The organism is Baekduia sp. (assembly GCF_035996765.1).
GTDB lineage: Bacteria > Actinomycetota > Thermoleophilia > Solirubrobacterales > Solirubrobacteraceae > Baekduia.
The window spans coordinates 76,625-102,268 of record NZ_DASYJG010000043.1 but is presented as its reverse complement, the minus strand read 5'-3'; the positions used below and the strand labels follow the sequence as shown (position 1 = coordinate 102,268).

Here is a 25,644-nt window from a genome sequence, read left to right as displayed (position 1 = left end):
TGTGCTGACCGACGACGCCCGCCCTGCCGGCCGCGTCCTCGTGGTGGAGGACGACGCGGATCTCTCCGAGGTGATGGTGGGTGCGCTGGTCTCTGACGGCCACGCGGTCGTCCACGCCGCCGACGGTCGCGCCGCGCTCGACGCGCTGGCCGCCGAGTCCTTCGACCTGGTGTTGCTCGACCTCGCGCTCGGCCAGGGGCCCGATGGCGTCGAGGTCTGCCGCCGGCTGCGGGCCGCCCAGGACGATGCGCACGTCGTCGCGGTCACCGCCCGCGAGGGCGAGGCCGACACCGTGCTCGTCCTCGAGGCCGGCGCCGACGACTACGTGACCAAGCCGGTCGGCATCGCCGAGCTGCGCAGCCGCGTCCGCGCCGTGTTGCGCCGGGCACAGCGCACGCCCGGGCGCCCGCCGCTGGAGCACCGCACGCTGCGCGTCGACACCGCCGCCCGCCGCGCCGAGGTCGCCGGCGCCGAGCTGCATCTGACCTACTCGGAGTTCGAGGTCCTGCAGGCGCTGATGGCCGTCGGCGGCCGCCTGTTGACCCGCCAGGAGCTGTTGGACGCGATCTTCGGCGGCCACGACTTCCGCGACCCGCGCGCCATCGACGTCCATGTCCATCATCTGCGCGACAAGCTCGCCTCGGCTGGCGGCGATCCGGGCTGGATCGCGACCGTGCGCGGAGCGGGCTACCGGATCGACGGCTAGGAGCGCCGGGGTGCCGGGGTTGCGCGTCAAGCTGGCCCTGGCGCTCGTCGCGACCAGCGTGGTGACGCTGATCGCCGCAGTCGGCACCTTGGTGCCGCCGCTGGAGCACCGCCTCGATCAGGATCGCGTGCGCGACATGCGCGAGCTGGCGCGGACCTCCGAGCTCGCGCTCGGGCGGATGCCGGCGAGCGACCTGCGCCCCGGCGCGCGCGGCTCGCGGCGGCTGGTTCACCGCATCGCCCGGCGCGTCGGCGGCCGCGTCGCGCTCTTCGACGTGCACGGCGCCGAGGTCGCAGACACCGACCCCGAGCGCATCGAGCCGCGTTCCCAGACGCCGGAGCGCTTTGTCGATGCGGGCTTCGCGCGCGCCGGCGATGTGCGCCAGAGCGTCAGCGATGGCGAGGCCATCGTAGTCGTCCGCGCCCACACCCGCGCCGGCGTCCGCACGCTCGTGCTGCGCAAGTCGCTGGACGACTCACGCGCCGCGGCGTCGGTGGTCCGCAGCGCGTTGCCGGTGGCCGGCGGCGTCGGGCTGGCCGTCGCGGTGATCCTCGGCTCGGTGCTCGGCTTCGGGCTGCTGCGGCGGCTGGAGGGCTTGCGGCGCGCGGCGCGGCGGCTCGCCGACGAGGGGATCGAGGAGCCGTTGGATGTGCACGCGGCCGGCCGCGACGAGGTCGGTGAGCTGGCCGGTGCCTTGGAGCTGATGCGCGCGCGGCTGCAGGCCCAAGAGCGTGGGCGCCAGGCGTTCCTGTCGACGGCCTCGCACGAGCTGCGCACCCCGGTCGCGTCGCTGCGCGGGACGGCCGAGCTGCTGGAGGAGGAGCTCGCCGGCGCCCAGCCCGACGTCGAGCATGCGCGTGTCCGCGCCGCCGCGGTTTCACGGCAAGCCCAGCGGCTGTCGGCGCTGGCCGACGACCTGCTCGGCCTCGGACGGCTGGACGCGGCGATCCCGCTGGTCGCCGAGCCGATCGATCTCGCCGAGCTGGCCGGGACGCTGGCGGGCGAGGTCGAGCCGCTGGCCCGGGCGGCCGGCGTCGTCGTGCGCCTGCATTCCTACGGCGCCGCCTGGGCGCTGGGCGATCCGCTGGCCGTCGCGCGCATCATCCGCGCGCTGCTGGACAACGCGCTGCGCCACGGCGCGCCGCCCGACACCGAGCTGAGCGTCACGGTGACCACCGACGGCGAGACCGCCGCGGTCGCCATTCGCGACACCGGCGGCGGCGTCCCCGAGGCCGACCGCGAGCGGATCTTCGGGCGCTTCGAGCGGGCGACGGCGCGCGGGGCGGCGGGCTTCGGCCTGGGCCTGCCGATCGCGCGCGGGCTGGCGCGGCAGCTCGGCGGGGACGTGGCGGTGACCGATGCCGCGCCCGGCGCGCGCTTCACGCTGACGCTGCCGGCCTGCGTCTCGCCGTTGGCGCCCGAGCCGCGCATGACTGCTCAGCGTTCGTGAGCCCCGCACAGCGATGCGGCGAGGGCCAGCGTGTCGGGGTCCAGCGCTCCTGCGGTCAGCCGCTCGTGGGCCGCCAGCGTGGCGACGAGCGCCCGCTCGACATCAGCCGCCGTGAGGGCGCGCACGATGTCGGCGGCGCCACCCGCGGTGGCCGGACGCCAGGCGATCTCCAACGCTGCATAGATGTCGACCAGCGCCGCGCGCAGCTCCGCTCCGCCCTCGACGATCACCATCGCGGTCACCAGCGACGCGCCCTTGATCGAGCGTTGCGCGGTCCCCGCCAGCTTGATCCCCGCGGCGTGGACCGACCACTCCCCGGCGCAGTACTCGCCCGGCAGCTCACCGGCGCGCGCGGCGATGCCAAGCCCAGCCAGCGCCTCGACGAGCAGCGCGGTCACCGTCGCAAAGCGCTCGGGGATGCCTTCGGCGATCGTCCCCACCGGCACGATCAGCTCGAGAAGGACCGAGCCCGGGTCGTAGCCGGCCGCGTGCCCGCCGCCGAGGCGCAGCAGCGGCGTGAAGCCGTGCGCGACGGCTGCCGCGCGCGCCTCCGCGTAACCGTCGCTCAACGCGTCGAGGCGACCGAAGGCCAGCGTCGGGCCCGGCCGGAAGATCCGCGCCGTTGGAGGCCGCATGCCCGCGCCGACCTGGCGCAGCAGCGCGTGCGTGATCGCCGCGTCGAGCACGGGATCGTCGGGATGGCGCTCGCGCAGCAGCTCCATCGTCAAGGCCTACACGAAGACATCGGTCAGCGCGAAGGCGTCGACGTCGACCAGCCCGTGGTCGGTCAGCTTCAGCGACGGGATCACCGGCAGCGCGAGGAAGCTCAGCGCCATGAACGGCGCGCCGAGGTGGCACCCGAGCTCGGCGGCGACCGCCTCGGCGCGCGCGAGGTCGTCGGCAACCTCGCGCGGCGGCCGGTCGGCCAGCAGCCCGGCCAGCGGCAGCGCAACGGTCGCCCGCACCTCGCCGCCGGCCGCGACGACGAGCCCTCCGCCGAGGTCGGCAGAGGCGCGCGCGGCGATCAGCGCGTCGCCGTCGTCGGCTGCGGCGACCACGATGTTGTGGGAGTCGTGGGCGACGCTCGAGGCCAGCGCGCCCGCGCGCAGGCCGAAGCCGGTCACGAAGCCCTGGCCGACGTTGCCGGTGTGGCGATGGCGCTCGATGACGCTGAGGCGCAGCAGATCGGCGTCGGGCTCGGGGCCGGCGACGCCGGGGGCGGTGGGGGCGGGTTTCAGCGCGACGGTCTCCGAGGTCGTGATCAGCTGGTCGGCGATCAGCCCGATCGCGCGGACGCGATCGCCGTCGCGGCGCAGCTGGAGGCTGTCGCGCCAGGCGACGTCCATCGTCGGCCGCAGCCCGCCGGGCGCTACGGCGCCGCCGCCGACACGCTCGCCGTCGCGCGCCACCACCCGCCCGCCGGCGATCACCAGCGAGGGCCGCACGTCGGCGAGATCCTCAAAGAGCACCAGGTCGGCGCGGCGCCCGGGCGCAATCGCCCCGCGGTCGCGCAGCCCGTAGTGCTCGGCGGGGTTGAGCGTCGCGAGCGTGATGGCGAGCAGCGGGTCGAGCCCGGCGCCGATCGCCATCCGCACCAGCGCGTCGATCGAGCCGTCGTCGAGCAGCTCGCCGGGAACGCGGTCGTCGGTGCAGAACGCAAAACGGCGGGCGTTCTCGCGCGTGACCGCGGGCAAGACGTCCAGCAGGTTGCGCGCGTTGGTCGCCTCGCGCAAGAACACCATCATGCCGCCCGCGACCTTCTCGCGGGCTTCGCCGGCGGTCAGGCACTCGTGGTCGGAGACGACGCCCGCGGCGAGGTAGGCCTGCAGGTCGTCGCCGAGCACGCCCGGCGCGTGCCCGTCGATCGGGCGCCCGGAGAAGGCCACCAACTTGGCCAGCTCGACCGGGTCGCCGGCGAGCACGCCCGGGTAGTTCATCATCTCGGCCAGGCCCAGCACGCGTGGATGCGCGACCAAGGTCATCAGGTCGCTCGCCGCCAGCCGCGCGCCGGCGGTCTCCAGCGGCGAGGCCGGCACGCAGGCCGGGGCCATCATCAAGACCGAGAGATCGAGGCCCTCGCTCGCAGCGAGCATCCAGCGCACGCCCTCGACGCCGAGCACATTGGCGATCTCGTGGGGATCGCTCACGACCGTCGTCGTGCCGTGGGGCAGGACCGCGTCGGCGAACCGCCCGGGCGCGACCATCGAGCTCTCGATGTGGACGTGCGCGTCGATGAAGCCGGGAGCGACGTAGCGGCCGGCGGCCTCGATCGTTTCCCGCGCGCGCGCGAGGCTCACGCTCTCGCCCACCGCCACGATCCGGTCGCCGACGATCGCCACATCGGCCGGCCTCAGCTGCTGGGTCAGCACGTCGACGAGCCGCGCCCCACGGATGAGGAGATCCGCCGGCTCCAGCCCGCGGGCGACGCGCACTGCGCGGGCGAGGTGGTCGACCATGGGCGACAGTGTCGCGAACTGCGCCCCCGCACCGTTCGCCACTGAGCGCCTGCGCCACAACAGGCGGTTGTCGCGAAGGCCCTCAGCGCTCCTGCAGCACCGACAGGACGTTGCCCGCCGGGTCGGCGAACCACGCGATGTACGGGCCGCCCTCGCGCATGACGCCGCGCTCGTCCTGGGTCATGCCGTCATAGCGCAGGATCTCGACCCCGCGCTCGGTGAGCGCGTCGACCGCGGCATCGATGTCGTCGACCGGGAAGTTGAGGATCGTGTAGCCCGCCGGCACATGGTCGGGCTTGGGGTAGGCGAGCGTCGGCCGCGCGCCGCCGTCGAGGTGCAGCGTCAACAGCCCATGCTCCACCGATGTCTCGATGCCGAGGGTGTCGCCGTAGAACTTCTGTGCCGCCTCGACATCCGGCACAGCAAACCCGCTGAAGGCCTTCGTGTTCTTGAACATGACCTTGAGACGGTACGGGGCGCCCGGACTCATCGGTCGGGTGCGTACGTGGTTGGTGTTCCGCTCAGGCGTTGGTCTGGTGCGCCGCGTGGTCTGCCGGCGGCGAAGAGAGCGAGCGGAGTGGACGTTTCAGTGGGTTGGCTCGTCGTCCACCCGCGCCAGGGAGGGTGGGCCTGTTGAGCGTGACGTGATCGCGCTCAGGAGGCCCACGCCACCGCGAACGCCCGGGCAGACAGAGGTGGGCCCGTTTGCGGACGCATGGTGTCCGCAAACGGGCCCACCCGCGGAGCGAGGCGAGTCAGGCCTCCGCCCCGGCCGGCGCGGACGATGGATCCCGCCCCGAGCCACCACTCCCGCTCGCTCTCCTCGCCGCCCCGAACCACGCGCCACACCGCCCGCCCGCCGCGCGCTGAACGCCACGAACGCCCGCGCGAAAGCTAGCGGTGCCCCAAGATGTTGATGACCTTCCCATGCGGATCTCGCACGAAGAACCGCCGCACGCCCCACGGCTCATCCGTCAGCGGATGCACGATCTCATGCCCCGCCGCCAGCGCCGCCGCATGCACCCCATCGACATCATCAACTTCAAGCGAGACGTCCGGAGCGACAGGCGCGGTCGCGTCGTCGGCCATCACGCTCAGCTGTGCCGCCGGATTGCCCGGGGCCGCGTAGGTGACGATCCACCCCTGATCCATCACGAGCTCCAGACCGATCACGTCCTCATAGAACGCCCGACCCGCCCCCGGCTCCGACGCGTGGAGGTCGCACACGATGCGCTTGACGGGCATGGGCTCAGTATGTCGCCGCGCGCAGCCGCTCGTCCACGGCACGCCGGCGCTCGTCGGCGCGCACCGCGCGCTCGTCGAGCACGCGCATGCCTGGAACGTAGAGCGCGGCGAGCGTCACGATCGCGCCGAGCAGGCCGGCGCCGACCAGCGTCGCGCGGGCGCCGATCGCCACGCTGACCGGACCGGTCAGCGCGAAGGAGAGCGGGAGCAGGCCGACCGAGATCAGCCAGTCCAGCGAGGAGACGCGACCGAGCAGCGCGCTGGGCACGTGGCGCTGTTTGGTCGTCGCCCAGACGATCGTCCCGGCGGTCTCCAAGGCGTTGAAGACCGCGCTGGCGAGCATCAGCTGCCAGATCGCCGACGCCGCGCCGTAGCCGGCGACCGCAAGGGTCGCCAGCGTCCAGGCGATCATCATGAAGGTGATGCCCCGGCGCGGCAGGCCGAAGCGGCCGAGCAGCACCGCGCACAGCATCGAGGCCAGCCCGCCGGCGGCGAAGACGAGGCCGAGGTCGAACGCCGAGCCCTGCATCCCCTCCTTGACCACCCACGGCAAGAGCACCTCGACCGGGCCCATGAACAGCAGGTAGGCGATCGCGGCGCTGACGAAGGTCGCCCAGAGCCAGGAGTGGCCACGCACGAAGCGCCACCCGTCTTTGAGATCGGCCACCATCGAGCCACCCTCGGCCACCGCGTGTCTCTCGCGCGCGGGAGACATCAGCAGCACCGTCCCGGCGGCCATCAGAAACGTCGCGCAGTCCAGCACGAACACCCCGCCGGCACCAGCGACACCGACGAGCACGCCGCCCAGCGCCGGGCCGGCCAGCCGCAGCGCCAGCGGCCGCATCAGTTGGTCCAACGCGTTGGCCTGCGTCAGCCGCTCGCCATCGAGGATCTCGGGCACGAGCGCGTCGAAGGCCGGCGCGTGAAACGCCGCGCCGGTCCCGTACAGCGCAGCAAGAACGACAACATGCCAGAGCTCGAGCTGCCCGCCGATCGTCAGCCCGGCCAGCAACGCGAGCGCCACCGCCCGCAGCAGGTCGGCGCCGACCAGCAGCCAGCGCCGCTCGAAGCGGTCGCTGGCCACGCCACCGATCAGCAGGAACGTGATCGTCGGGACCGTCATCGCGATACCCACCAGTGACATCCCGGTCGGTCCGCCCGACATGGCGTACACCTGCCAGGCCAAGGCCACCAAGAACGCCCCATCGCCCAACAGCGACGCGGTCGCGCCGATCCACAACAGCCGAAAGTCGCGGTCGCGCAGCGGCGTCAGGACGCCAGAGCGACCGCCGGACGGATTTGCACCAAAGCCGTCCAGGCTCTCGTAACTATGGTGCATCGTCGCCGACGGGCAGGCCGGTGAGGAGCTCCCCGGCACGACCCTCGGCGAGGAACGCCCGCGCGGCCTCCGCGTTCATCGGGTGGGCGAAGTAAAAGCCCTGACCGAGCTCGCAGCCGAGGTCGCGCAGCGTCTTCCACTGCTCGGGCATCTCGATGCCTTCGGCGACGACCTCCAGCGACAACGTCGAGCCCAGCGCGACAACCGCGTTGGCCAGGTCGGCCGCCTGCGGCGACGCGCCCTCCTGCAAGAACGAGCGGTCCATCTTCAACACGTCGACCGGGAACTTCGAGAGGTAGCTCAGCGATGAGTACCCGGTGCCGAAGTCGTCGAGCGCGAGCTTGATGCCCAGCGCCTTGAGTTCGGCCAGCCGCTGGACGGCAAGGTCGGTGTCGGCCATCAAGACGCTCTCGGTGATCTCCAGCGTCAGCTGTGACGGCGGTAGGCCGGACTCTTCCAGCGCCTCACGCACGTCGGTGACGATGTCAGAGTGCTGTAGCTGCTTGAGCGACAGGTTGATCGCCAGCGAGACGGGCCGGTCGGTCGGCAGGCTCTCCATGAGCCGGCGGCCTTCGCGGCAACCCTCGCGCAGCACCCAGCGGCCGATCGGCACGATCAGGCCGGACTCCTCGGCCAGCGGGATGAACTGGTCGGGGCCGACCATGCCGCGCTCGGGGTGGTTCCAGCGCAGCAGCGCCTCGACGCCGCTGATCGTCCCGTCCTCGAGGCGGATGACCGGCTGGTAGAAGAGCTCGAGCTGATCGGTGGCCAGCGCGCGCTGCAGGTCGGTGCGCAGCTCCAGGCGCTGCAGCACGCCCTCGTGCATCTCGGGCTCGAAGAGGCGGTAGCCGCCCTTGCCGTCGCGCTTGGCGATGTACATCGCGGCGTCAGCGTCGCGGATCAGCTCGTCGGCGTCAGCCGCGCCGTCCTCCGGCGCGATCGCGATACCCAGGCTGCAGCGCAGCGCGAGCTCCTTGTGGGCGGCGGCCAGCGGCGCGCTGACGGCCTCCATGATGCGCTCGGCGGTGTCGGCCGCCTCCTGCACGCCCTCGATGTCCTCCAACAACACCGCGAACTCGTCGCCGCCGAAGCGCGCGGCGGTGTCGCTGGCGCGGATCGACAGCGCCAGGCGCTGCGCCATCTGGCAGAGCACGTCGTCGCCCGCGGCGTGGCCGAGCGAGTCGTTGATGATCTTGAAGTCGTCGAGGTCGATGAAGATGATCCCGATGCCCCGCGCCTCGCGGCGGCTGCGCGCGATCGCGTGACGCACGCGCTCGACGAACAGCGCGCGGTTGGGCAGGCCGGTGACCGGGTCGTGGAACGCCTGATGGGCGAGCTGGCGCTCGAAGGCCTTGCGCTCGCTGACATCGCGCGAGTTCAGGACGATGCCACCAACATGCTCGTCACGGGTCAAGTTGGTGAACAAGACCTCGAACTGCCGCGTGGTCCCGTCCTTGTGGGCCAGCGTGCACTCGAGCGTCTGCGACGCGACCGGCGCGTCGACGCCGTCGGCGATCAGGCGCAGCAGACGGCTGCCCTCGCCCTGCTCCATCAGCGCGTCGATGCGGCGGCCGACGACGTCCTCGGGCGTCCAGCCGAGCACGCGCTCGATGGCGGGGCTCTGGTAGGCGATGGTCGCGTCCGGCGCCAGCACGGTGATGAGGTCGGAGGAGTGCTTGACCAGCGAGGCGAAGCGCGCTTCGCCCTTGCGGCGCGCGAGATCCTCGGTCAGCGCGGCGCGCTCGAAGGCGAGCACAACCTGCGTGCCCAGCGCGCCGAGCACCTCGCGCACGGCGCGCTCGGCGACCGTCGGGCCACAGAGCAGCAGGACCGACGCGTCACCCTCACGGGGGTCGAGGTCGACGACCATCCGCGTGTGGCCGGTCGCGGCGACGCGGTCCATTGCGGTGAACATCGCAGCGTCGCGAAGCTCTACCTCGACGTCGCCGCCAGCCAACTCGCGGGCGGCGGTGATCGCGACGACGTCGAGCTCTTCGCGCGTCCCCGCCGCGACGAGCGCGGCGCCCGCCCGGCTGAGCGCGCGCTCGCGCTCGATCGAGCGCTCCTGGTTGCGCATCAGGCCGGCCATGCGAGCCACGACCAGCCCGAAGAGGATGATCGCCGCGCCGGTGACGACCGCCATGTCGGTGTCGCTGCGCTGGATGTCGTGGGTCAGCTCGACCGTCGGGGCGATCAGCGACGCGACGGCCAGCAGCGTGAGGCGAATGGGGGTCAGCGCCGAGCGCGCCGGGCGCCCGTGGTCGAGGATCCTCATCGACGGGTGCAACGCCGCGGCGCCCCACAGCACGTAGAAGCCGACCCAGCCGGCGTCGAGCCAGAGCTGGCCGTTGTAGGTCCCGTGCAGCGTCATCAACCCATAGGCGAAGTCCGTGACCAGCAGCAGGACGATGGCCGAGGACAGCAGGTGAAACGACGTCCCGCGCTTGCCGCCGTCCAGCGCCAGGCGCAGGGCCGCTGCCAGCAGCAGGACGTCGCCCAACGGATAGGCGACCGAGACGAGCTTGGCCGCCGTGCCCAGCGAGTGGTCGTGCAGGTAGGGCGCGATCAGCGCGATCCACGACGGGACGGCGAGGCCGATGGTGAGGATCGCGGCGTCGATGGCGCCCCGATCGGTCGAGCGTGCCGCGCGGCGCCGCACGACGAGCAGCAGTCCGACCATCAACGCCGGGTAGACCGCGACGTAAGAGCCGTCGCCCAGCGACGGGAACGGCGTGTCGTGGTGGGTCAGCTTGGGGTAGCTGTAGGTGTACAGATCGCCCAGCCAGAAGAGCAGGAAGCCGCCCGCAAACCAGTACCACGGAGCCTTGGCCTCGGGCTGGTGGAGCCGGATCGCGCACGGGATCGCGATGACCGGCGAGAGCCCCAGGCCGAACATCACGAACGTGTTGCCCTTCAACGGCGCCGTCGTCAGGTACAGCACGGTCGCCAGGACGCCGAGGGCCAGGTAGACCATCCAGGCGCGACGACGGACCAGCTCGATGCTCATGCGGCGCTCCTGATCGGGCCGGCGGGGAGTTCGCCGGTCGGCCGTAGGACGCCGCGCGCGGCGAGCTCCTGGAGCGCGACGAGCAGCATGTCGACCTCGGCGTCGGTGTTGGCGGCGGTCAGCTGCACGCGGAAGCCGACCTCGTCCTTGGGAACCAGCGGGTAGGCGGCAAGCGTCACGTAGACGCCGCGCTCGAAGAGGAAGCGACCGACCGAGTCGATCTGGCCGTGGTCGCGCAGCGGGATCTCGATGATCGGCAGGCCCGAGCGGTTGGGCGTGAAGATGTCCAGGCGCTCCAGCCCGTCAAGCGTGCGGCGCGTCAGCCGCTCCAGCTCGTCGCGCAGCGCATCGCCGCGCTTGTCGTTGACCTCGAGCCCGGCGAGCACCGTGGCCAGCGAGGCGACCGGCGACGGACCCGAGTAGAGGTACGGCGGGGCCGCGACCTTCAACAGGTCCTTGACGGCGGTCGGACAGGCGATGAACGCCAGCAGCGAGCTGTAGGACTTGGAGAAGCCGCCGACGAGGATCAGGTTGTCGTAGGACTCGTCGAAGTGGCGGACGATGCTGTTGCCACGCGACCCATAGGGGTTGGTGATGCCCTCGCCGCGCTCGCCGATGACGCCGAAGCCGTGGGCGTCGTCGACGTAGAGCAGCGCACCGTGCTTGCGACAGACCGCGGCGAACGCCGGGAGATCCGGCGGGTTGCCGGTCATCGAGTTCACGCCGTCCATGCAGACCAGGCGCGTGGGATCGCGCTCGGCGGCGAGCAGCTCGTCGAGGTGATCGGGGTCCTCGAAGCGGAAGCGCCGGACCGCGGCACCACGGGCGCGGGCGGCCTGGCAGCCGTCGTAGATCGTCTTGTGGGCGCGCGCGTCGAGGAAGATCGTCCCCGAGGCGGCCAGCAGCGGGATCACCGACAGGTGGATGTGGGTGATCGTCGGCAGGACCAGCGAGTCCTCGGAGCCGATCAGCGCGGTGAGGCGCTCCTCGATCTGCTCGTAGAGGACCGGGCTGCCGAGCAAACGCGACCAGCTCGGGTGCGTGCCCCACGCGTCGAGGTAGGCCGGAATCGCGTCGATGATCTCGCGATCCAGGTCGAAGCCCAGGTAGTTGCAGGACGCGAAGTCGGCCAGCCACTGCTCCCCTACACGGATCATCCGACCGTCGATCTCGTCGATGACCGCATCGACCATCGGGTGCGAGGCCTTCAGCTCGGCGAGGTCGCGACAACTCTCGAGCCAGTGATCCAGCCAGGGCCGACGTGAGACGGGGCCGGGAACGGACGAGACAGCAGGGGATGTCGGCGTAGGACGCATGGTCCCCCGCTCTGATCGGAACGCGAGCGGCCACTTTGAGGTTTCTCAGGAACCCTGGACGACTTTCTGCAGAATCGGTGCGCCAATCCTGGAGACCGGACCACCCGTTCAGGGGGTGGCCGGAAAACCGGGCGCATTTGCACTCCAGAGCGAGGCCCGAGGGGCCGATCAGGTGGTTTAGCCGTTCGGTCAGGGTCCGGACGCATACCTCCAGAGAGATCCCGCTCCCCTTGCCATCTTCAGCCCGCAGGCTCCTGCCGCCCTTCGCCCTCTGCATGGTGGTCGTCCTCGTGCTGCTGCCGGGCGAGGCGCGCGTGCAGTGGGGCGAGGTCGCCCTCGCCCTGTTGCTGCTGGCCGGCGCGGGGCTCGGCCTCGCCGCCGCCGCCAACGGCCGCGAGCGCCGGGGCACCACGCTGGCGAGCATGTTCGCGCTGCTGGCCGCGATCGCGCTGCTGCGCAACGGCGTCGGCGCCAACGCCGGCTTCGGGCCGCTGATCTTCCTCCCCGTCATGTGGGCCGCGCTAGAGCGCCGGCGCACCGAACTGTTGGCCGTGCTCGTCGGCATCGCGGGCGTCTACTTCCTGCCGATGCTCATCACGGGCCCGCCCCAGTACCCCTCCAGCGGCTGGCGCGGCGGCACGCTGATGCTCGTCACCTCCGCCGCCGTGGGCTTCGCGGTGATCGCGCTGGTCGAGCACCTCCGCGCCGAGCGCGACCGCTCCGCGGCGATCCTCGCCGCGATGTCGGAGGGCTTCGCCCTCACGCGCGACGGCGAGATCATCCAGGTCAACCCCGCGCTCTGCGCGATCACGGGCTTCCCCGAGGCCGACCTGCTCGGTGCGCGCGCGCCGTTCCCGTTCTGGCCCACCGAGTCACACGAGGCCAACACCGCGTTGCTGCGTAAGATCGTCGGCGCCGGCGGTGGCTCGTTCGACATCGAGCTGGTGCGCGCCGACGGCAAACGCTTCCCGGCGATGATCTCCGCCATCGCCACCGACCTCGGTGATGGCAGCCGCTGCTTCCTGAACACCGTCCGCGACATCACCGAGCTGCGTGCGCACGAGGACCGTCAGCGCCAGCACGCCGAGCAGCTCGCCACGATCACCGACGTCATCCGCGAGATCGGGCACTGCGACCCGCTCGACGCGCGGCCGACGATCTGCCGAACCGCGCTCGCCCTTGCCGAAGGCGCCCACGCGGTCAGCCTCTGGGAGATCGGTCTCGACGGCGGGCTCGCCACGACGGCCACGCGCCCGGAGACGACCGCGCCCTACCGCGTCGGCCTCGACCAGTCCGACCACGGCGCGCACGTCGTGATGGCGACCGGTCAGCCGCTCTTTGTGGCCGATGCACGCACCAGCCCGCACTGCGACCGCCGGATCATCGAGCTGCTCGGCGCCGCATCGGTCCTCTTTCATCCGATCTCCGATGCCCAGGGCGTGCGCGGCGCGCTGGCGATCTCCTGGCCGCAGGCGCGGACGGAGATCGCCGAGGGCGAGATCCTGCTGATCGGCGTGCTGGCCGGTGAGGCGGCGCTCGCCATGCAGCGCGCCGACCTGCTGGGCCGCCTCGACGAGCTGACGCGCACCGACGAGCTGACCGGCCTACCCAACCGTCGCGCTTGGGACGAGCTGCTGGTCCACGAGTTGGCCGTCGCCGAGCGCCATGACAAGCCCCTGTCGGTCGCCATGCTCGACCTCGACTTCTTCAAGCGCTACAACGACAAGCACGGCCACCTTGCCGGCGACCGGCTGCTGCGCGCGGCCGCGGCGGCGTGGCAAGCGACGCTGCGCGCCACCGATGTGCTCGCGCGCTGGGGCGGCGAGGAGTTCGCGCTGCTGCTGCCCGGCTGCGACGGCCAGGGAGCCGCGATCCTCATCAACCGCCTGCGCGGCATGCTGCCCGACGGCGTGACGTTCTCGGCCGGCGTCGCGACCTCCGACGGCACGACGCCGCCACGGACGCTGATCGACGCCGCCGACCAGGCGCTCTACCAGGCCAAGGCCGACGGACGCGACCGCGTCGTCGTCGGGTAACGCAGCACAGCTCATCACCGCGTCCCGCCCTGCAGACGGCGCAGCCGCGCGGCCACGTCGGCCCAACCCCGCGCCAGAGGGCGAAGGCGCCCTTCGCCCTCGCCGGCGCCGATCAGCCCGGCCGCCGCGAGCTCCGCCAAGTGGTCGGCGAGCTCCTGGGACGACACGCGAAGGACCGCCGCCAGCTCTTCCGTAGTCCGCTGGCGCTCTTCGAGCGCCACGAGGGCCCCGAGACGAAGCGGATGCGCGACCGCGTGCAGGACTTCCACGGAAACGCGCTCATCCATCGCCATTGGAGACTGCTCTGCGACGCAGTACATCCCACGTCGCAAGGAGGTCAGCGTCGCATCTTGGTCGACGAGCGGCGCGGACGGTCGCCTCCGGAGTAAATAACCCATTCGGCTGGTTTTTGCTCGGAATGGCTAGAAACTAACCTGGACGGTCTTTGCTGTCAAGTCCTGTCCGATTCTGTCCCCGTACGGTCTGCGGACCGTGCTCGAACAGGACGAGATCCGGCGGCGCATCATTGCCGCAAAGACGCTGGCTGATCACATCAGCACGTGGGCGCAGCTGGCCGAGGCCACGAAGATCGGCGAGTCGACGCTGAAGGGCCTCGGCACGCCCCGCGGCCGCGCCGACGAGAAGCACCTGCGCGTCATCGCCGCCGCCTGCGCCCTGCCCTACGCCTGGTTCACCGTTGAGGATCTCGGCCGCGCCGTCAGCCGCGAGGACGAGGATCCGGCGCTCGTCGAGCGCGTGGAAGCGCTCGAGCACACCGTCGCGGCGCTCGTGCGCCGCGACGGTCTTACGCCTCCTCCTCCGGCTCCGCGAGATGGAGGTGATCCTCCCCCAGCTCCTGGAGGCGAGCTCGGCCGTCGACTGCGAGGGCGTGCGACCAAGTCTGCAGGTCCTGGGCGACCCGACTCGGCGCCGGAGGAGGGTTCTGCGCCAAAAAGCGCCGGATAAGCACGCCAATCGTGTGCTCGGCGCGCGCCTCCCAGCTGGCAAGCGACTCGCATTCGGCCGGTCCGCCGCCCGCGGCGATGAGGTCTTGCATGGGTCAGGAGCCGTTGCGCGCGGTGGCGGCCGCGACGATGTCGCGGACCTCCGGGCGGAGCTTGGCGATCACGCGCTGCAACTGCTTGCGCGCCCGCGCATCCAGGACCGTCTGGCGCGGGTAGCCACCGTCGGGCGCCGGCACGGTCAGCGCGCCACAGAGCCCCAGCAGCTGGCCGACAGGATCGGCGAGCTGCAGCTCATCTTCGTTGCCTGAGACCAGCGCGTAGAAGTGCTCGACCGCCCCCCGGACGCGGCCCTCATCGGCCAGCTCGACGATGCCGGCCGAGACGAGCGTCCGCACGTGATAGGCCGTGGAACCCAGCGATCCGCCGGTGATCCGCGCCAGTTGGGTCGGACTGATCGGCCGCCCGTAGCTGCGCATCACATCGACGATTTGATAGCGCGCCGGGTGCGGCCGAAGCGTCTTGCGCCGCTTCTCCATCTGCTTCTTGGTGGACGACATGCGGCGGAACCGTAGCTTCGCCGTAACAACTGTGCAACTTGCGCTTCACAGTTTATTTTGCTGACCGTTGCACGACGAGGCGCGCTAGGGCGCCTCAGACGGTCAGCGTCGGCGCCCGCGCCCGACCAGCCGATCGACCACTGCGACCACCCACGTGCCGAGCGCCACGATCGCTGCTAGACCCATCAGCGTGTCCGATCGACGAGCGCGCCGACCAGCGGATCGAGCACGGCGTGGACCTCGTCGAGCGAGGCATCGGCAAGCGCCGTCAACGTGCCGCTGGAGCGGGTGAGCGTGGTGCCGAGCGCGAGGGCGACCAGCAGCTCGGCGCGCAGCTGGGGCTGCTGCACGCCGTCGTCGGCGAGCCGCTGCGCGAGCGGCCCGATGACGCGGCGGGCCATCAGCGCGCCGACCTGGTCGCGCAGCGCCGGGCTCAACGACGGGCTGACCATCGCCCGGCAGATCGGGTTGTTGGAGCCGTTCTCGTCGGACTTGCCGAGGAACTTGGCGAAGACGGCGAAGGGGTCGGTCGGCAGCGGCGGCCGCTCGGTCTCCTCCAGCGCCGCGAGGTAGAGCCCTTCCTTGCCGCCGAAGTAGCGCGCGATGAGCGCGGCATCGACGCCGGCACGTTCGCCGATGTCACGGACGGTCGCGCCTTCGTAGCCACGCTCGTCGAAGAGCGCGGCGGCGGCCTCCAGCAGCGCGCGGCGGCTGGCCTGCGCGTCGTTGCGACGGCGCAATACGCCCGGCGCGCCGTCGGTTTCTGGCGTCGCGAGCGCGCTGCTAGGGTTGTCAGCACCTGATGACATCGACTGCTGACTCTACCACCTCCCCTGCTCCTCACCGCCAGCATTACGGCCTGACCTTCGCCGTCCTCGCGCTGGCGGGCGCCACCTACGCAGTGCTCCAGTCGCTCGTCGCCCCGGCGATCCCCGAGATCCAGCGCGAGTTCCACACCAGCACGACGTCGGCCGCGTGGGTGCTGACGGCCTACCTGCTCAGCGCCTCGATCTTCACGCCCATCCTCGGGCGCCTCGGTGACATGTTCGGCAAGGAGCGCATGCTCGTCGCCGTGCTGGTCGTGCTCGCGTTCGGCACGCTGCTGGCCGCCCTCTCGACCACCATCACCGTGTTGATCGCCGGCCGCGTCATTCAGGGCGCCGGTGGCGCGATCTTCCCGCTCGCCTTCGGGATCATCCGCGACGAGTTTCCGCGTGAGCGCGTCCCCCACGGCATCGCGCTGATCTCGGCGATCCTCGGCATCGGCGGCGGCCTGGGCATCGTCCTGGCCGGGCCGATCATCGACGCGCTCTCGATCCACTGGCTCTTCTGGATCCCGCTGATCCTCGTCGTGATCGCGACGATCATGACCGTCCTGTTCGTGCCCGAGTCGCCGATCAAGACGCCTGGGAAGATCAACTGGAGCGGCGCCGCGTTGCTGTCGGCGTGGTTGGTCGCCCTGCTCGTCGGCATCAGCGAAGGCTCATCCTGGGGCTGGACCGACCCGCGCACGCTCGGGCTGTTCGTCGCCGCCGCGATCCTGCTCGGCGCGTGGATCGCCAACGAGCAGCGCGCCGTCGAGCCGCTGGTCGACATGGCCATGATGCGCATCCGCGGCGTCTGGACCGTCAACGCCGCCGCGTTCCTGGTCGGCGCCGGGATGTACAGCTCGTTCGTGCTGCTGCCGGCGTTCACCGAGACCGCCCCCTCGGCCGGCTACGGCTTCGGCGCGAGCGTCACGCAGGCCGGGCTGTTCCTGTTGCCCTCGACCATGATGATGCTCGTGATCAGCCCGATCGCCGGGCGGCTGTCAGCGCGGGTCGGCTCACGCGTCCCGCTGATCGGCGGCTCGATCGCGACCTGCCTGGCCTTCGTCCTGCTCGCCATCGCCCACGACCAGAAATGGGAGATCTACGTCGCCTCCGGCATCCTCGGGATCGGCATCGGCCTCGCCTTCGCGTCGCTGGCCAACCTCATCGTCGAGGCCGTGCCCCCCGATCAGACCGGCGTCGCCACCGGTATGAACACCGTGATGCGCTCGCTCGGCGGTTCGGTCGGCAGCCAGATCGGCGCCAGCGTCATCGCCAGCACCATCGTCGGGACCGCGCTGCCGACCGAGCACGGCTTCGAGATGGCCTTCATCCTCGCCGGCGCGGCGTGCTTCCTCGGCGCGCTGGCCAGCCTCGCGGTGCCGCGGCCGTCGAGCGCGCTCCGCGTCAGCAATGAGCAAGTAGCACTAGTCGGCGAGTCGGCGCGCTAGCAAATCGGGCCGCGCCGCGCCCCTAGCTGTTGCTGGTGGCGCGGGAGCGCTCGACGAGATCGGCGAGGCGCACGAGCTTGACGCGCGGGCGGCCGTGGGGCTCGCCGGAGCTCTTCTCGTGTGCGTCGATCGCCTCCCAGCCGGCCCAGGTGACCGAGTCGGGCGCGCGCTGCGCGTAGAAGGCGGCGATCTCCTCGGTATCGGTCAAAGTCGGGGTGTTCAGCGCGTTGGCGCTGCGATCCTCGACGATGCGGGCGACCGTGTCGGCCGCATCCTTCTTGTTGGTGCCGATGACGCCGGAGGGGCCGCGCTTGATCCAGCCGACCACGTACTCGCCGCGATGCGCGTCGCCGCTCTCGGCGCAGACGCGGCCACCCGTGTTGCGGATCAGGCCACGGCGATCGTCAAACGGGACGTCGTCGACGGGCTTGCCGCGATAGCCGATCGAGCGCAGCACGAGGCCGGCCTCGATCGTCTCTTCACGGTCGGTCGGGACGGCGCGAAGGCTGCCGTCCTCACCTTTCTGAATCTCGTTGACGACGACGCGCACGCCGGTGACCGGACCGTGCTCGCCCTCGCCGAGAATCTCGACCGGCGAGCGCAGGAAGCGCAGGATCACGCGATGGCTGGCGTCCTTGGGGCCCTTCTCGGCGTAGTCGCGCAGGATCTCGACGTTCTTGCGCGACGTGATGTCGGCTTCTTCCTCCAGCCAGCGGGCGGAGTGCTCGTCGAGGTCGAGATCGGTCGCGTCAACCTCGACGCCCGCGCGCTGCAGGTCGGCCAGCTCACGCAGCTCGGGGTTGGTGAACGCCGCCTGGGCCGGGCCGCGACGGCCGAGCAAGATGACCTCCTCGACGGCCGACTGGGAGAGCACGTCGATGGCGTGGTCGGCCGTGTCGGTCGGCGTGAGCTCGTCGGGATGGAGGACGAGCATGCGGGCGACGTCGATGGCGACGTTGCCGTTGCCGATCACCACCGCGCGCTTGACGCTCAGGTCGTACTCGTGGTCGGCCGCGTCGGGGTGGCCGTTGTACCAGGCCACGAAGTGCGTGGCGGCGTGCGAGCCGGGACGGTCTTCGCCGGGCACATTGAGGCGGTTGTCGTCCGAGGTGCCCAGCGCGTAGAGGACGACGTGGTAGCGCTCCAAGAGCTCGGCGCGCGTGACGTCGCGGCCCAGCACGACGCCACCGAAGAACCGAAAGCCATCCTTCCTGGCCGTCTTCTCGTAGACCCGCGTGACGGCCTTGATCTTCGGATGGTCGGGCGCGACGCCGGCGCGCACGAGCCCGAACGGGGTCGGCAGCGCGTCCAGGACATCGACCTCGAAGCCCGCGGTGAGCAGCTGATCGGCGGCGTAGAACCCCGAGGGGCCGGCGCCGACGATCACCGCCCGGGGCGCATCGGTCGGGGTGGCGGAGTCAGGAAGATCGGTCATGAGAAGGGGATCCACGGTGAGGGGGCGCGGATCCCCGACTCTAGCGATCGGATATGGACGGAAGCTGTGTGAGGGCTAGGCCTGAGGGCAGGGCGAGGCCCTGCCTATGACTTGATCGAGCGCTGGTAGGACCGCACGGCCAGCGGCGCGCAGATCACGACGATCCCGACCGCCCACAGCAGCGTGTAGGCCACGGGGTGCTGCAGCGGCCACGGGCCGCTGGCCGGGATCGCGCCGCCCGGGTTCTCGAAGAGGTGGCGTAGCGCGTTGGCCAGCGACGACGTCGGGTTCCACTCGGCAACGGTCTTGAGCACGCCCGGCAGCGTGCTCGTCGGCACGAAGGTCGATGCGATGAACGTCACCGGGAAGATCACGACGAAGGCCACGCCCTGCACACCCTCGGGCGTCGGCACGATGCTGCCCAGCAGCACGCCGACCCAGATCATGGCGAACGAGAACACCAACATCAGGCCATAGGCGCCGAGGACGTCGAGGATCCCGGAGTGGATCCGCCAGCCGACGACGAAGCCGGTGATCGTCATGAACCCGATCGGCAAGAACGCGCGAATGAGGTTGGCCACGGCGTGGCCGGCGAGCACGCTCGAGCGCGGGATCGGCAGCGAGTGGAAGCGGTCGATCGCCCCGTTGTTGCGGTCGTTGGAGAGCGCGAGCGCGACGCCGAAGCAGCCGAAGACGATCGTCTGGGCGAAGATCCCGCCCATCAGGAACTCCTTGTAGCTGCCGCCGCCCGGCACGCTGATCGCGCCGCCGAAGACGAACGCGAACAACAACACGAACATGACCGGCTGGATCGTCGCGTCTGACAGCGCCTCTGGCTGGCGGCGCATGTGGAGCAGGCCGCGCCGCGCGATCACCCACGTGTCGGAGAGGAAGGTGGCGCGGGCGCTCGCGGGCCGCTGGGAGTATCGGTCCCCGCCAGCCCCGGCGTCAACGGTTTGGGTGCTCATCGCTGCTCCTCGGAGATCGTCGAAACGGGGACGGCGGATGCGTCATCCGCCTCAGGGGGTGCGCCGGTCAGCGTGAGGAACACGTCGTCGAGCGTCGGCTGGGCCAGCCCGAGGTCTTCCACGGCGATCTCGGCGTCGTTGAGTGCTTCGGCCAGCGCGGCGATGGCGGCGACGCCGCCTTCGGCGGGCGCCACAACCGAGCGGGCGCCGATGTCGACGGCCGGCTGGTGGCCGGCGACCCGACCGACGATCGTGGTGACGGCGTCGAGGTCGGAGCGGTCGGCCACGACGACGCGCAGCTGGTCGCCGCCGACCTGACGCTTGAGGCTGCGCGCGTCACCGCGAGCGATCACGCGGCCGTGGTCGACGACGACGATGTCGTCGGCGAGGCGATCGGCCTCCTCCAGGTACTGCGTGGTCAGCAGGATCGTGGCGCCGCCGGCGACCAGGTCGTCGAGCACGTCCCACAGGTCGTTGCGCGCACGCGGGTCCAGACCCGTGGTGGGCTCGTCGAGGAACAGCACCTCGGGCTCGGCGACGAGCGTCGCCGCGAGGTCCAGGCGCCGGCGCATACCGCCCGAATACTCCTTGGCGAGCTTGTCGGAGGCGTCTGAGAGCGCGAACTGCTCCAGGAGGACGGTGGCCCGCGCGAGCGCACGCTTGCGCCCGAGATGGTGCAGCTCGCCGATCATCGTCAGGTTCTCGTGGCCGGTCAACAGACCGTCGACCGTCGCGTCCTGGGCGGCCAGGCCCATGCTGCGGCGTACTGAGACCGGATCACGCAGGACGTCGTGGCCGGCGACGGTCGCCGTGCCGGCGTCGGGCGCGGTCAGCGTCGTCAGGACGCGGACCGCTGTGGTCTTGCCGGCGCCGTTGGGGCCCAGCAGGGCGCAGACCGCGCCGCGCGCGACGGCGAGGTCGACACCGTCCAGCGCGCGCTTGTCGCCGTAGATCTTGACGAGGCCGTGGGCTTCGATGGCGTTCGTGGTCACGCGGGAAGAATTGCATGCTCGACGGAATTTTTCAACGGGTGTAAAGTTCTCGTCATGGCATCTTCTTCTTCCGTGCAGGAGGCCGGCGTCCCGCCCGCCGGCCTGCGCGCGTGGAAGAAGGCGCGCACGCGCCTCACCATCTCCAACATCGCCACCGGCCTCTTCATGCGCGACGGCTTCGAGGCGGTCACGGTGGCGCAGATCGCCGCGGCGGCCGAGGTCTCGGTCAAGACGGTGTTCAACTACTTCCCCTCCAAGGAGGAGCTGTTCTTCGATCGCGTCGAGGATGTGATCGGCGCGCTGGTCGACGCGGTCGTCGAGCGTCCGGCGGGCGCGACGGTCGTCGGGGCGCTGCACGGCGTTCTAGCCGACCGGCTCGTGCCGTTTGACGACGATGGCTGGCGCCGCCTGCGCAATGCGGAGGACTACGAGCGCTTTCGCCGCTTCCTCGCGACCGAAGAGGCGTCGCCGGCGCTGCGCACGCGGCGCCTGGTCATCGCCGAGCTGTGGACGGCGCGCCTGGCCCAGCTCTTCGCCCACCAGCTCGGGCTTCCCAAGGGCGACCCGCGTGCCGCGACGCTGGCCGCGATGGTCATCGCGGTCATGACCCTGCGGGCGCGGACGCTGTCGGCCGCGATGGCCGAGCGGCTGAGCGCGCGGACGGTCGAGCGCCGCGTGCGCGCCGTCGTCGACGAGGCGTTCGAGCGTCTGGCCGTGGCGTTCGCCGACGTCGACCTCCCGCGTCCGGCGGCCTGACGGAGGCTTCGACGGGGTGACGCGGCACGTGACGCGGCGCCCGCCCACCTCTAGCATCGGCACATGCCGCCCTTCACCCGCGGGTTTCACGGTCGGCCACGCCGCCCGGACGTCGATCCGGCGCGTGTTCCGCCCGGGCAGTACGTCGTCGAGGACTTCCCGGTGCTGTCGGCCGGGCCGACGCCACACCCCGACCTGGCCGCGTGGTCGTTCTCGATTCAAGGTGCCGTCGATGGGGTTGTGTCCTGGACATGGGAGGAGCTCAACGCGCTTCCCCAAGAGACGTTCACGGTCGACATCCACTGCGTGACGAAGTGGACCAAGCTCGACACGGCGTGGACCGGCGTCTCGATCGACAAGCTGCTGGAGGGCGTCGCAACCGAGGCCGAGCACGTGAGCGTCTGGGCTGACGGCGGCTACACCACCAACCTGCCGCTGGAGGATCTGAGCGACGGCAAGGCGTGGGTCGTGCACACCTTTGACGGCGAGCCCTTGGAGCCCGCCCACGGCGGACCGGCGCGGCTGTTGGTGCCGCATCTGTACTTCTGGAAGAGCGCGAAGTGGGTGCGCGGCCTGACGCTGACCGTCGAGGACGAGCCCGGCTTCTGGGAGGCCGCGGGGTACAACAACTACGGCGACCCGTGGCGCGAGCAGCGCTATTGGGGCGACTGACGATGGCGGGAGGGGCGCCGGTGGCGCCGGTGGCACCACCGCGCGCGCGGCTGGTGTGGCGCATGGCGACGGTCGTCGAGCTGATCGAGGAGACGCCGCATGCCCGGACGCTGGTGCTGGACGTCCCCGAGTGGCCCGGGCATGCTGCCGGCCAGCACGTGGATATCCGGCTGACGGCCGAGGACGGCTACGTGGCCGAGCGCTCGTACTCGATCGCCTCGACGCCGGAGGATGCGCCGCGCGTCGCGCTGACCGTCGAGCGGATCGACGACGGCGAGGTCTCGCCGTATCTGGCGGGCGAGCTTGTTGTAGGAGATCAGTTCGAGGTGCGCGGGCCGGTGGGCGGGCACTTCACGTGGCGGGCGGCCGATGGCGGCCCGCTGTTGTTGGTGGCCGGTGGGTCGGGGCTGGTGCCGCTGATGGCGATGCTGCGTCATCGCCGCGCCGCGGGGAGCCGAGCTGACACGCGGCTGCTGGTCTCGACCCGTGAGCTGGAGGCGGTGCTGTACCGCGAGGAGCTGGAGCGATTGGGTACTGCGGGCGATGGGTTGAGCATCACCTACACGTTGACGCGCACGGTGCCGGAGGGGTGGGACGGGTTTGCGCGGCGGGTGGATGGCGCGATGTTGGAGGCGGTGGGGCCTGCGGCGTCGGCGACCCCGCGCGTGTTTGTGTGCGGGCCGACGCCGTTTGTCGAGGCGGTGGCGGATGCGCTGGTGGGGCTGGGGCATGAGGCGGCGTTGGTGCACACGGAGCGGTTTGGACCGACAGGAGGGTGATGACGGTGACCGACGAGGCGTTGGTGTTGGATGGGAACGCGGTCGCAGGGCTGCTGGCCGAGGTGTTCGGAGGCGCGGAGGTGACAGGAGCCGTGCGGGGCTGCGGGTCGTGCGGGCAGCGGCATGCGGTGGGAAAGCACCGGCTGTATCGGGGCGCGGGGTTGGTGCTGCGGTGCCCGGGGTGTGGGGATGTGGCGCTGGTGGTGGTTGAGCGGGGTGCGCAGCGTGACGTGCGGATGCGGGGGTCTTGGGCGCTGAGCGTGCCGGTCGCGTCGGCGTAGCTCGGCGCGTGGTCGTCCGTCCGCGGTGGTGGTTTGCGTGGCGCACCCGTGGCGCTCCGCGCGTTTGCTCTGGTGGGTGCGCGGCGGGGTTTGGGGCACCGAGGGCAGTGAGCAGTGGCTGGGGCCTCGGGGCGCGGGCTTGTCGTCCGTTGGCGCCTGGGCGCGGGCGGCTCGTGGCCCTGGGTGAGGTCCGGGGCGTTTCGGACCCCATATAGGGACACCCGGCGACACGGACCGATCCTTCAGGCCTGAATCGCCGGCCCGGGGCGTTTCGTGGTGACCCATTCACCACCAGGCGACCCGGACCGAGGCTTCGGGCCCGAAGCGTGGGTCCGGGGCGTTTTCGACGTCCGCATGACGCTCAAAACGACCCGGATCGATTCGGGTCGGCCAACCGACGACCCGGACCCGCCGGAACGCCGCGAATCGCACGCCAGTCCCGCGAACCCTCACGCGGAAGACCGACAACCCCGCGAGCCACCACGACTTCCTTCCCCTTGGTGCCCCAAACCCCGCCGCGCACCCCAACCACAGTGCGCGCGGAGCGCCACGGCTGCGCCCCGCAAACAACCAAAGCGGACGACCCACCAAACGCCCCAGACCAACTACCCCAACATCGGCGACCGCGGGATCCGCGTCTCCCCCGTGATCTGCGGGATCCGCATCGCCAAGTCGTCAACGAAGCACCAACACCACTCCTCGCCCGGCTCCAGCGACCGGATCAGCGGATGGTCATCGGCCGCCGCGTGCGCCGACGCGTGCTTGCCCGGCGAGTCGTCGCAGCAGCCCACGTGGCCGCACGCCAGGCAGATGCGCAGGTGCAGCCAGACGCCACCGGACGCCAGACAATCCTCGCAGCCCGCCACCTCCTCCGGTAGCTCGGTGATCTCGATGGTGTCCAGGTGCGTGCAGCTGGTCGCGCTCATGTTGAGGAGTCCTCCGTGGTCGTGGGCGGAGCCGCCAGCTCCGATCCGTCGGGAATCGGCAGCCAGACGTGGAAGCTCGTGCCGTCAGGGCCGGTGTCGAAGCCGAGGCTGCCGTCGTGGCGGTCTTCGACGATGCGGCGCACGGTGTCCAGACCGAGGCCGGTGCCGGAGCCGACCTCTTTGGTGGTGAAGAACGGCTCCAGCACGCGTCGGCGCGCCTCCTCCGGGATGCCGGGGCCGTCGTCGGCGATGTCGACGCGCACGCACGGGCCGTCGCGCGAGGTGGTGATCGTGATCGTGCCGGTCTCTCCCAGCGCATCGACAGCGTTGTCGATGAGGTTGGTCCAGACCTGGTTGAGCTCCGAGCCGCGCACCGCCAGACGCGGCAGGGTCGGGTCATAGTCCTTGCGAACGTCGATCTTGGTGTGCTTGAGCTTGTGGCCGAGGACCTTGATGGTGGCGTCGATGCCCTCGCGCAGGTCGACCTGGACCAAGTCACCACGATCCATGTAGGAGTAGGTCTTGATCGCCCCAACCAGATCGCTCATCCGGCTCGCGGACTCCTGCAGCTCGGTCGCCAGCCCGCGGGCCGAGAGCGTCGCGACGACCCAGGCCAGCGCGTTGGAGACGGCCGGGCCCGCGCGCTCGGCGACCTCGCTGAGCCAGGCCTCGTCGACGCCGGCCGCGGCGAGCACCTCGGCCAGGCGCCAGGGCTCATCGATGCCGAGATCCTCCAACCGCTCCAACATGTCGTCCTCGGCGTCGGCGGCGTCGACGCTGCTCAGCGCCGCGGCCGAGTCCGAGCGCCGCAGCGCCTCCTGCTGCAGCTCGACGAGACGCTCGGCGTCGGCGCGCTCGATGCCACCCTCCACGAACGCGCCGATCGCGCCGGTGACGATGTCCAGCGCATCCACGAGCTGCGACGACGCGCGCTTCACCGCGGCCACCGGGTTGTTGAGCTCGTGCGCGAGGCCGGCGGCCATCGTGCCGAGTGAGGCGAGACGCTCGCGGTCGTTGTCGATCTGAGCCAGGCGCGCCGTGACCGGGCCGATGGCCTGCATGATCTTGCGGTGCACCGAGCGGTGTGCGAGCGCGAGCTCGGTGAACGTCTGAAGCGGGATGAGCCCGACGACGCAGTCGGTGTCGGTCTGCAGGCGCACGCCGACCGGCGTCTCGGTGAGCGCGGCGATCGCCTGCATCCAGGTCGGCGCGTCCATGTGGCCGATCGGCTCGAAGCGCGTCTCGTCGACCATCTTGTAGGTCCGCAGGCGGCCCTCGAGCAGGAGCAGCAGCCCGCGGGGCGAGGCGTCCTGCTCGGCGATGATCTTCCCGGCGGGAACGTTGAACGCCTGGGCGGCGGCGCGCCACTGCTCGAGCTGGGCCTCGTCGAGACCGTCGAACAGGTCGACGCGACGCAGCTCGTCGAGCGAGACGGGGATCGTCGGGGTCATGCGGCCGACCGCTTGACGATGGACTCTTCCGCTGTCCGGTACTGGGT

24 protein-coding genes are annotated in these 25,644 nt (G+C 71.2%); 9 read left to right on the top strand and 15 right to left on the bottom strand.

Features of this window, described 5'->3' with window-relative positions; translation table 11 throughout:
• Position 1 precedes the first annotated feature (1 nt).
• Both VGO10_RS10925 and VGO10_RS10920 read left to right on the top strand, forming a co-directional pair.
• Positions 2-706 (top strand): response regulator transcription factor, encoded by a 705-nt coding sequence (locus VGO10_RS10925; protein WP_327468132.1) that lies wholly within the window; start codon positions 2-4, stop codon positions 704-706.
• Between the two features lie 10 nt (positions 707-716).
• The gene (locus VGO10_RS10920; protein ID WP_327468131.1) at positions 717-2,156 is read left to right on the top strand and encodes a HAMP domain-containing sensor histidine kinase; all 1,440 of its coding nucleotides are present in this window, start codon (positions 717-719) and stop codon (positions 2,154-2,156) included.
• Here the strand turns inward: VGO10_RS10920 and VGO10_RS10915 are convergent.
• The 7 genes from VGO10_RS10915 to VGO10_RS10885 all read right to left on the bottom strand — a co-directional run bounded on the left by VGO10_RS10915 (position 2,144) and on the right by VGO10_RS10885 (position 11,396).
• A complete protein-coding gene (locus tag VGO10_RS10915) occupies positions 2,144-2,878 on the bottom strand; it encodes a lipoate--protein ligase family protein (protein ID WP_327468130.1) in 735 nt (244 codons plus the stop codon). The two genes, VGO10_RS10920 and VGO10_RS10915, sit on opposite strands and share 13 nt — an antisense overlap.
• A 9-nt stretch (positions 2,879-2,887) precedes the next feature.
• Positions 2,888-4,612: an adenine deaminase gene (gene ade, locus VGO10_RS10910; protein ID WP_327468128.1), complete on the bottom strand. Its 1,725-nt coding sequence runs from the start codon at positions 4,610-4,612 to the stop codon at positions 2,888-2,890.
• Between the two features lie 82 nt (positions 4,613-4,694).
• Positions 4,695-5,069 carry a VOC family protein gene (locus VGO10_RS10905; RefSeq protein WP_327468126.1) on the bottom strand — a complete coding sequence of 125 codons (375 nt, stop codon included), beginning with the start codon at positions 5,067-5,069 and terminating at the stop codon, positions 4,695-4,697.
• A gap of 437 nt (positions 5,070-5,506) precedes the next feature.
• Positions 5,507-5,857, bottom strand: coding sequence for a VOC family protein (locus VGO10_RS10900; RefSeq protein WP_327468124.1), 351 nt, complete (start codon positions 5,855-5,857; stop codon positions 5,507-5,509).
• Positions 5,858-5,861: 4 nt separating this feature from the next.
• Complete coding sequence (locus VGO10_RS10895; RefSeq protein WP_327468123.1) at positions 5,862-7,196, bottom strand: MFS transporter; 1,335 nt, start codon at positions 7,194-7,196, stop codon at positions 5,862-5,864.
• Positions 7,186-10,203 carry a putative bifunctional diguanylate cyclase/phosphodiesterase gene (locus tag VGO10_RS10890; RefSeq protein ID WP_327468122.1) on the bottom strand — a complete coding sequence of 1,006 codons (3,018 nt, stop codon included), beginning with the start codon at positions 10,201-10,203 and terminating at the stop codon, positions 7,186-7,188. Before VGO10_RS10890 ends, VGO10_RS10895 begins: the two co-directional genes overlap by 11 nt.
• A complete protein-coding gene (locus VGO10_RS10885) occupies positions 10,200-11,396 on the bottom strand; it encodes a pyridoxal phosphate-dependent aminotransferase family protein (protein ID WP_327468121.1) in 1,197 nt (398 codons plus the stop codon). The genes VGO10_RS10890 and VGO10_RS10885 overlap by 4 nt, the downstream gene beginning before the upstream one ends.
• A 353-nt stretch (positions 11,397-11,749) precedes the next feature.
• Here VGO10_RS10885 and VGO10_RS10880 point away from each other — a divergent pair, with 353 nt between their 5' ends.
• The gene (locus tag VGO10_RS10880; RefSeq protein ID WP_327468118.1) at positions 11,750-13,555 is read left to right on the top strand and encodes a diguanylate cyclase; all 1,806 of its coding nucleotides are present in this window, start codon (positions 11,750-11,752) and stop codon (positions 13,553-13,555) included.
• Positions 13,556-13,569: 14 nt separating this feature from the next.
• On the opposite strand, the gene VGO10_RS10875 is transcribed toward VGO10_RS10880, so the two are convergent.
• Positions 13,570-13,842 (bottom strand): helix-turn-helix domain-containing protein, encoded by a 273-nt coding sequence (locus VGO10_RS10875; protein WP_327468116.1) that lies wholly within the window; start codon positions 13,840-13,842, stop codon positions 13,570-13,572.
• 205 nt (positions 13,843-14,047) lie between these two features.
• Between VGO10_RS10875 and VGO10_RS10870 the strand changes: the two genes are divergently transcribed.
• Positions 14,048-14,521 carry a hypothetical protein gene (locus VGO10_RS10870; protein ID WP_327468114.1) on the top strand — a complete coding sequence of 158 codons (474 nt, stop codon included), beginning with the start codon at positions 14,048-14,050 and terminating at the stop codon, positions 14,519-14,521.
• 94 nt (positions 14,522-14,615) lie between these two features.
• Here the strand turns inward: VGO10_RS10870 and VGO10_RS10865 are convergent, their stop codons facing one another.
• A complete protein-coding gene (locus VGO10_RS10865; protein WP_327468112.1) occupies positions 14,616-15,077 on the bottom strand; it encodes a helix-turn-helix domain-containing protein in 462 nt (153 codons plus the stop codon).
• A gap of 185 nt (positions 15,078-15,262) precedes the next feature.
• Entirely contained in the window at positions 15,263-15,886 is a 624-nt protein-coding gene (locus VGO10_RS10860) for a TetR family transcriptional regulator (protein ID WP_327468110.1), read from the bottom strand.
• Here VGO10_RS10860 and VGO10_RS10855 point away from each other — a divergent pair.
• The gene (locus tag VGO10_RS10855) at positions 15,880-17,337 is read left to right on the top strand and encodes an MFS transporter (RefSeq protein WP_327468108.1); all 1,458 of its coding nucleotides are present in this window, start codon (positions 15,880-15,882) and stop codon (positions 17,335-17,337) included. The genes VGO10_RS10860 and VGO10_RS10855 overlap by 7 nt on opposite strands.
• 22 nt (positions 17,338-17,359) lie before the next feature.
• On the opposite strand, the gene VGO10_RS10850 is transcribed toward VGO10_RS10855, so the two are convergent.
• The 3 genes from VGO10_RS10850 to VGO10_RS10840 all read right to left on the bottom strand — a co-directional run bounded on the left by VGO10_RS10850 (position 17,360) and on the right by VGO10_RS10840 (position 20,732).
• On the bottom strand, positions 17,360-18,772 hold the full coding sequence (locus VGO10_RS10850) for an FAD-dependent oxidoreductase (RefSeq protein ID WP_327468106.1): 1,413 nt from the start codon (positions 18,770-18,772) through the stop codon (positions 17,360-17,362).
• Positions 18,773-18,876: 104 nt separating this feature from the next.
• Positions 18,877-19,740: an ABC transporter permease gene (locus VGO10_RS10845; RefSeq protein ID WP_327468104.1), complete on the bottom strand. Its 864-nt coding sequence runs from the start codon at positions 19,738-19,740 to the stop codon at positions 18,877-18,879.
• On the bottom strand, positions 19,737-20,732 hold the full coding sequence (locus tag VGO10_RS10840) for an ATP-binding cassette domain-containing protein (RefSeq protein ID WP_327468102.1): 996 nt from the start codon (positions 20,730-20,732) through the stop codon (positions 19,737-19,739). Before VGO10_RS10840 ends, VGO10_RS10845 begins: the two co-directional genes overlap by 4 nt.
• 54 nt (positions 20,733-20,786) lie before the next feature.
• Between VGO10_RS10840 and VGO10_RS10835 the strand changes: the two genes are divergently transcribed.
• The 4 genes from VGO10_RS10835 (at position 20,787) to VGO10_RS21810 (ending at position 23,220) form a co-directional block, all read left to right on the top strand.
• Positions 20,787-21,488 (top strand): TetR/AcrR family transcriptional regulator, encoded by a 702-nt coding sequence (locus VGO10_RS10835; protein ID WP_327468100.1) that lies wholly within the window; start codon positions 20,787-20,789, stop codon positions 21,486-21,488.
• Between the two features lie 63 nt (positions 21,489-21,551).
• Positions 21,552-22,160: a sulfite oxidase-like oxidoreductase gene (locus tag VGO10_RS10830; protein WP_327468098.1), complete on the top strand. Its 609-nt coding sequence runs from the start codon at positions 21,552-21,554 to the stop codon at positions 22,158-22,160.
• 2 nt (positions 22,161-22,162) lie between these two features.
• Positions 22,163-22,939, top strand: a complete 777-nt coding sequence (locus VGO10_RS10825) for a ferredoxin reductase (protein WP_349258939.1) — start codon at positions 22,163-22,165, stop codon at positions 22,937-22,939.
• The gene (locus VGO10_RS21810) at positions 22,939-23,220 is read left to right on the top strand and encodes a DUF6510 family protein (RefSeq protein WP_414642226.1); all 282 of its coding nucleotides are present in this window, start codon (positions 22,939-22,941) and stop codon (positions 23,218-23,220) included. Before VGO10_RS10825 ends, VGO10_RS21810 begins: the two co-directional genes overlap by 1 nt.
• A gap of 605 nt (positions 23,221-23,825) precedes the next feature.
• On the opposite strand, the gene VGO10_RS10820 is transcribed toward VGO10_RS21810, so the two are convergent.
• Complete coding sequence (locus VGO10_RS10820; RefSeq protein WP_327468094.1) at positions 23,826-24,146, bottom strand: UBP-type zinc finger domain-containing protein; 321 nt, start codon at positions 24,144-24,146, stop codon at positions 23,826-23,828.
• Positions 24,143-25,597 carry a HAMP domain-containing sensor histidine kinase gene (locus tag VGO10_RS10815; RefSeq protein WP_327468092.1) on the bottom strand — a complete coding sequence of 485 codons (1,455 nt, stop codon included), beginning with the start codon at positions 25,595-25,597 and terminating at the stop codon, positions 24,143-24,145. The genes VGO10_RS10820 and VGO10_RS10815 overlap by 4 nt, the downstream gene beginning before the upstream one ends.
• Positions 25,598-25,644 lie beyond the last annotated feature (47 nt).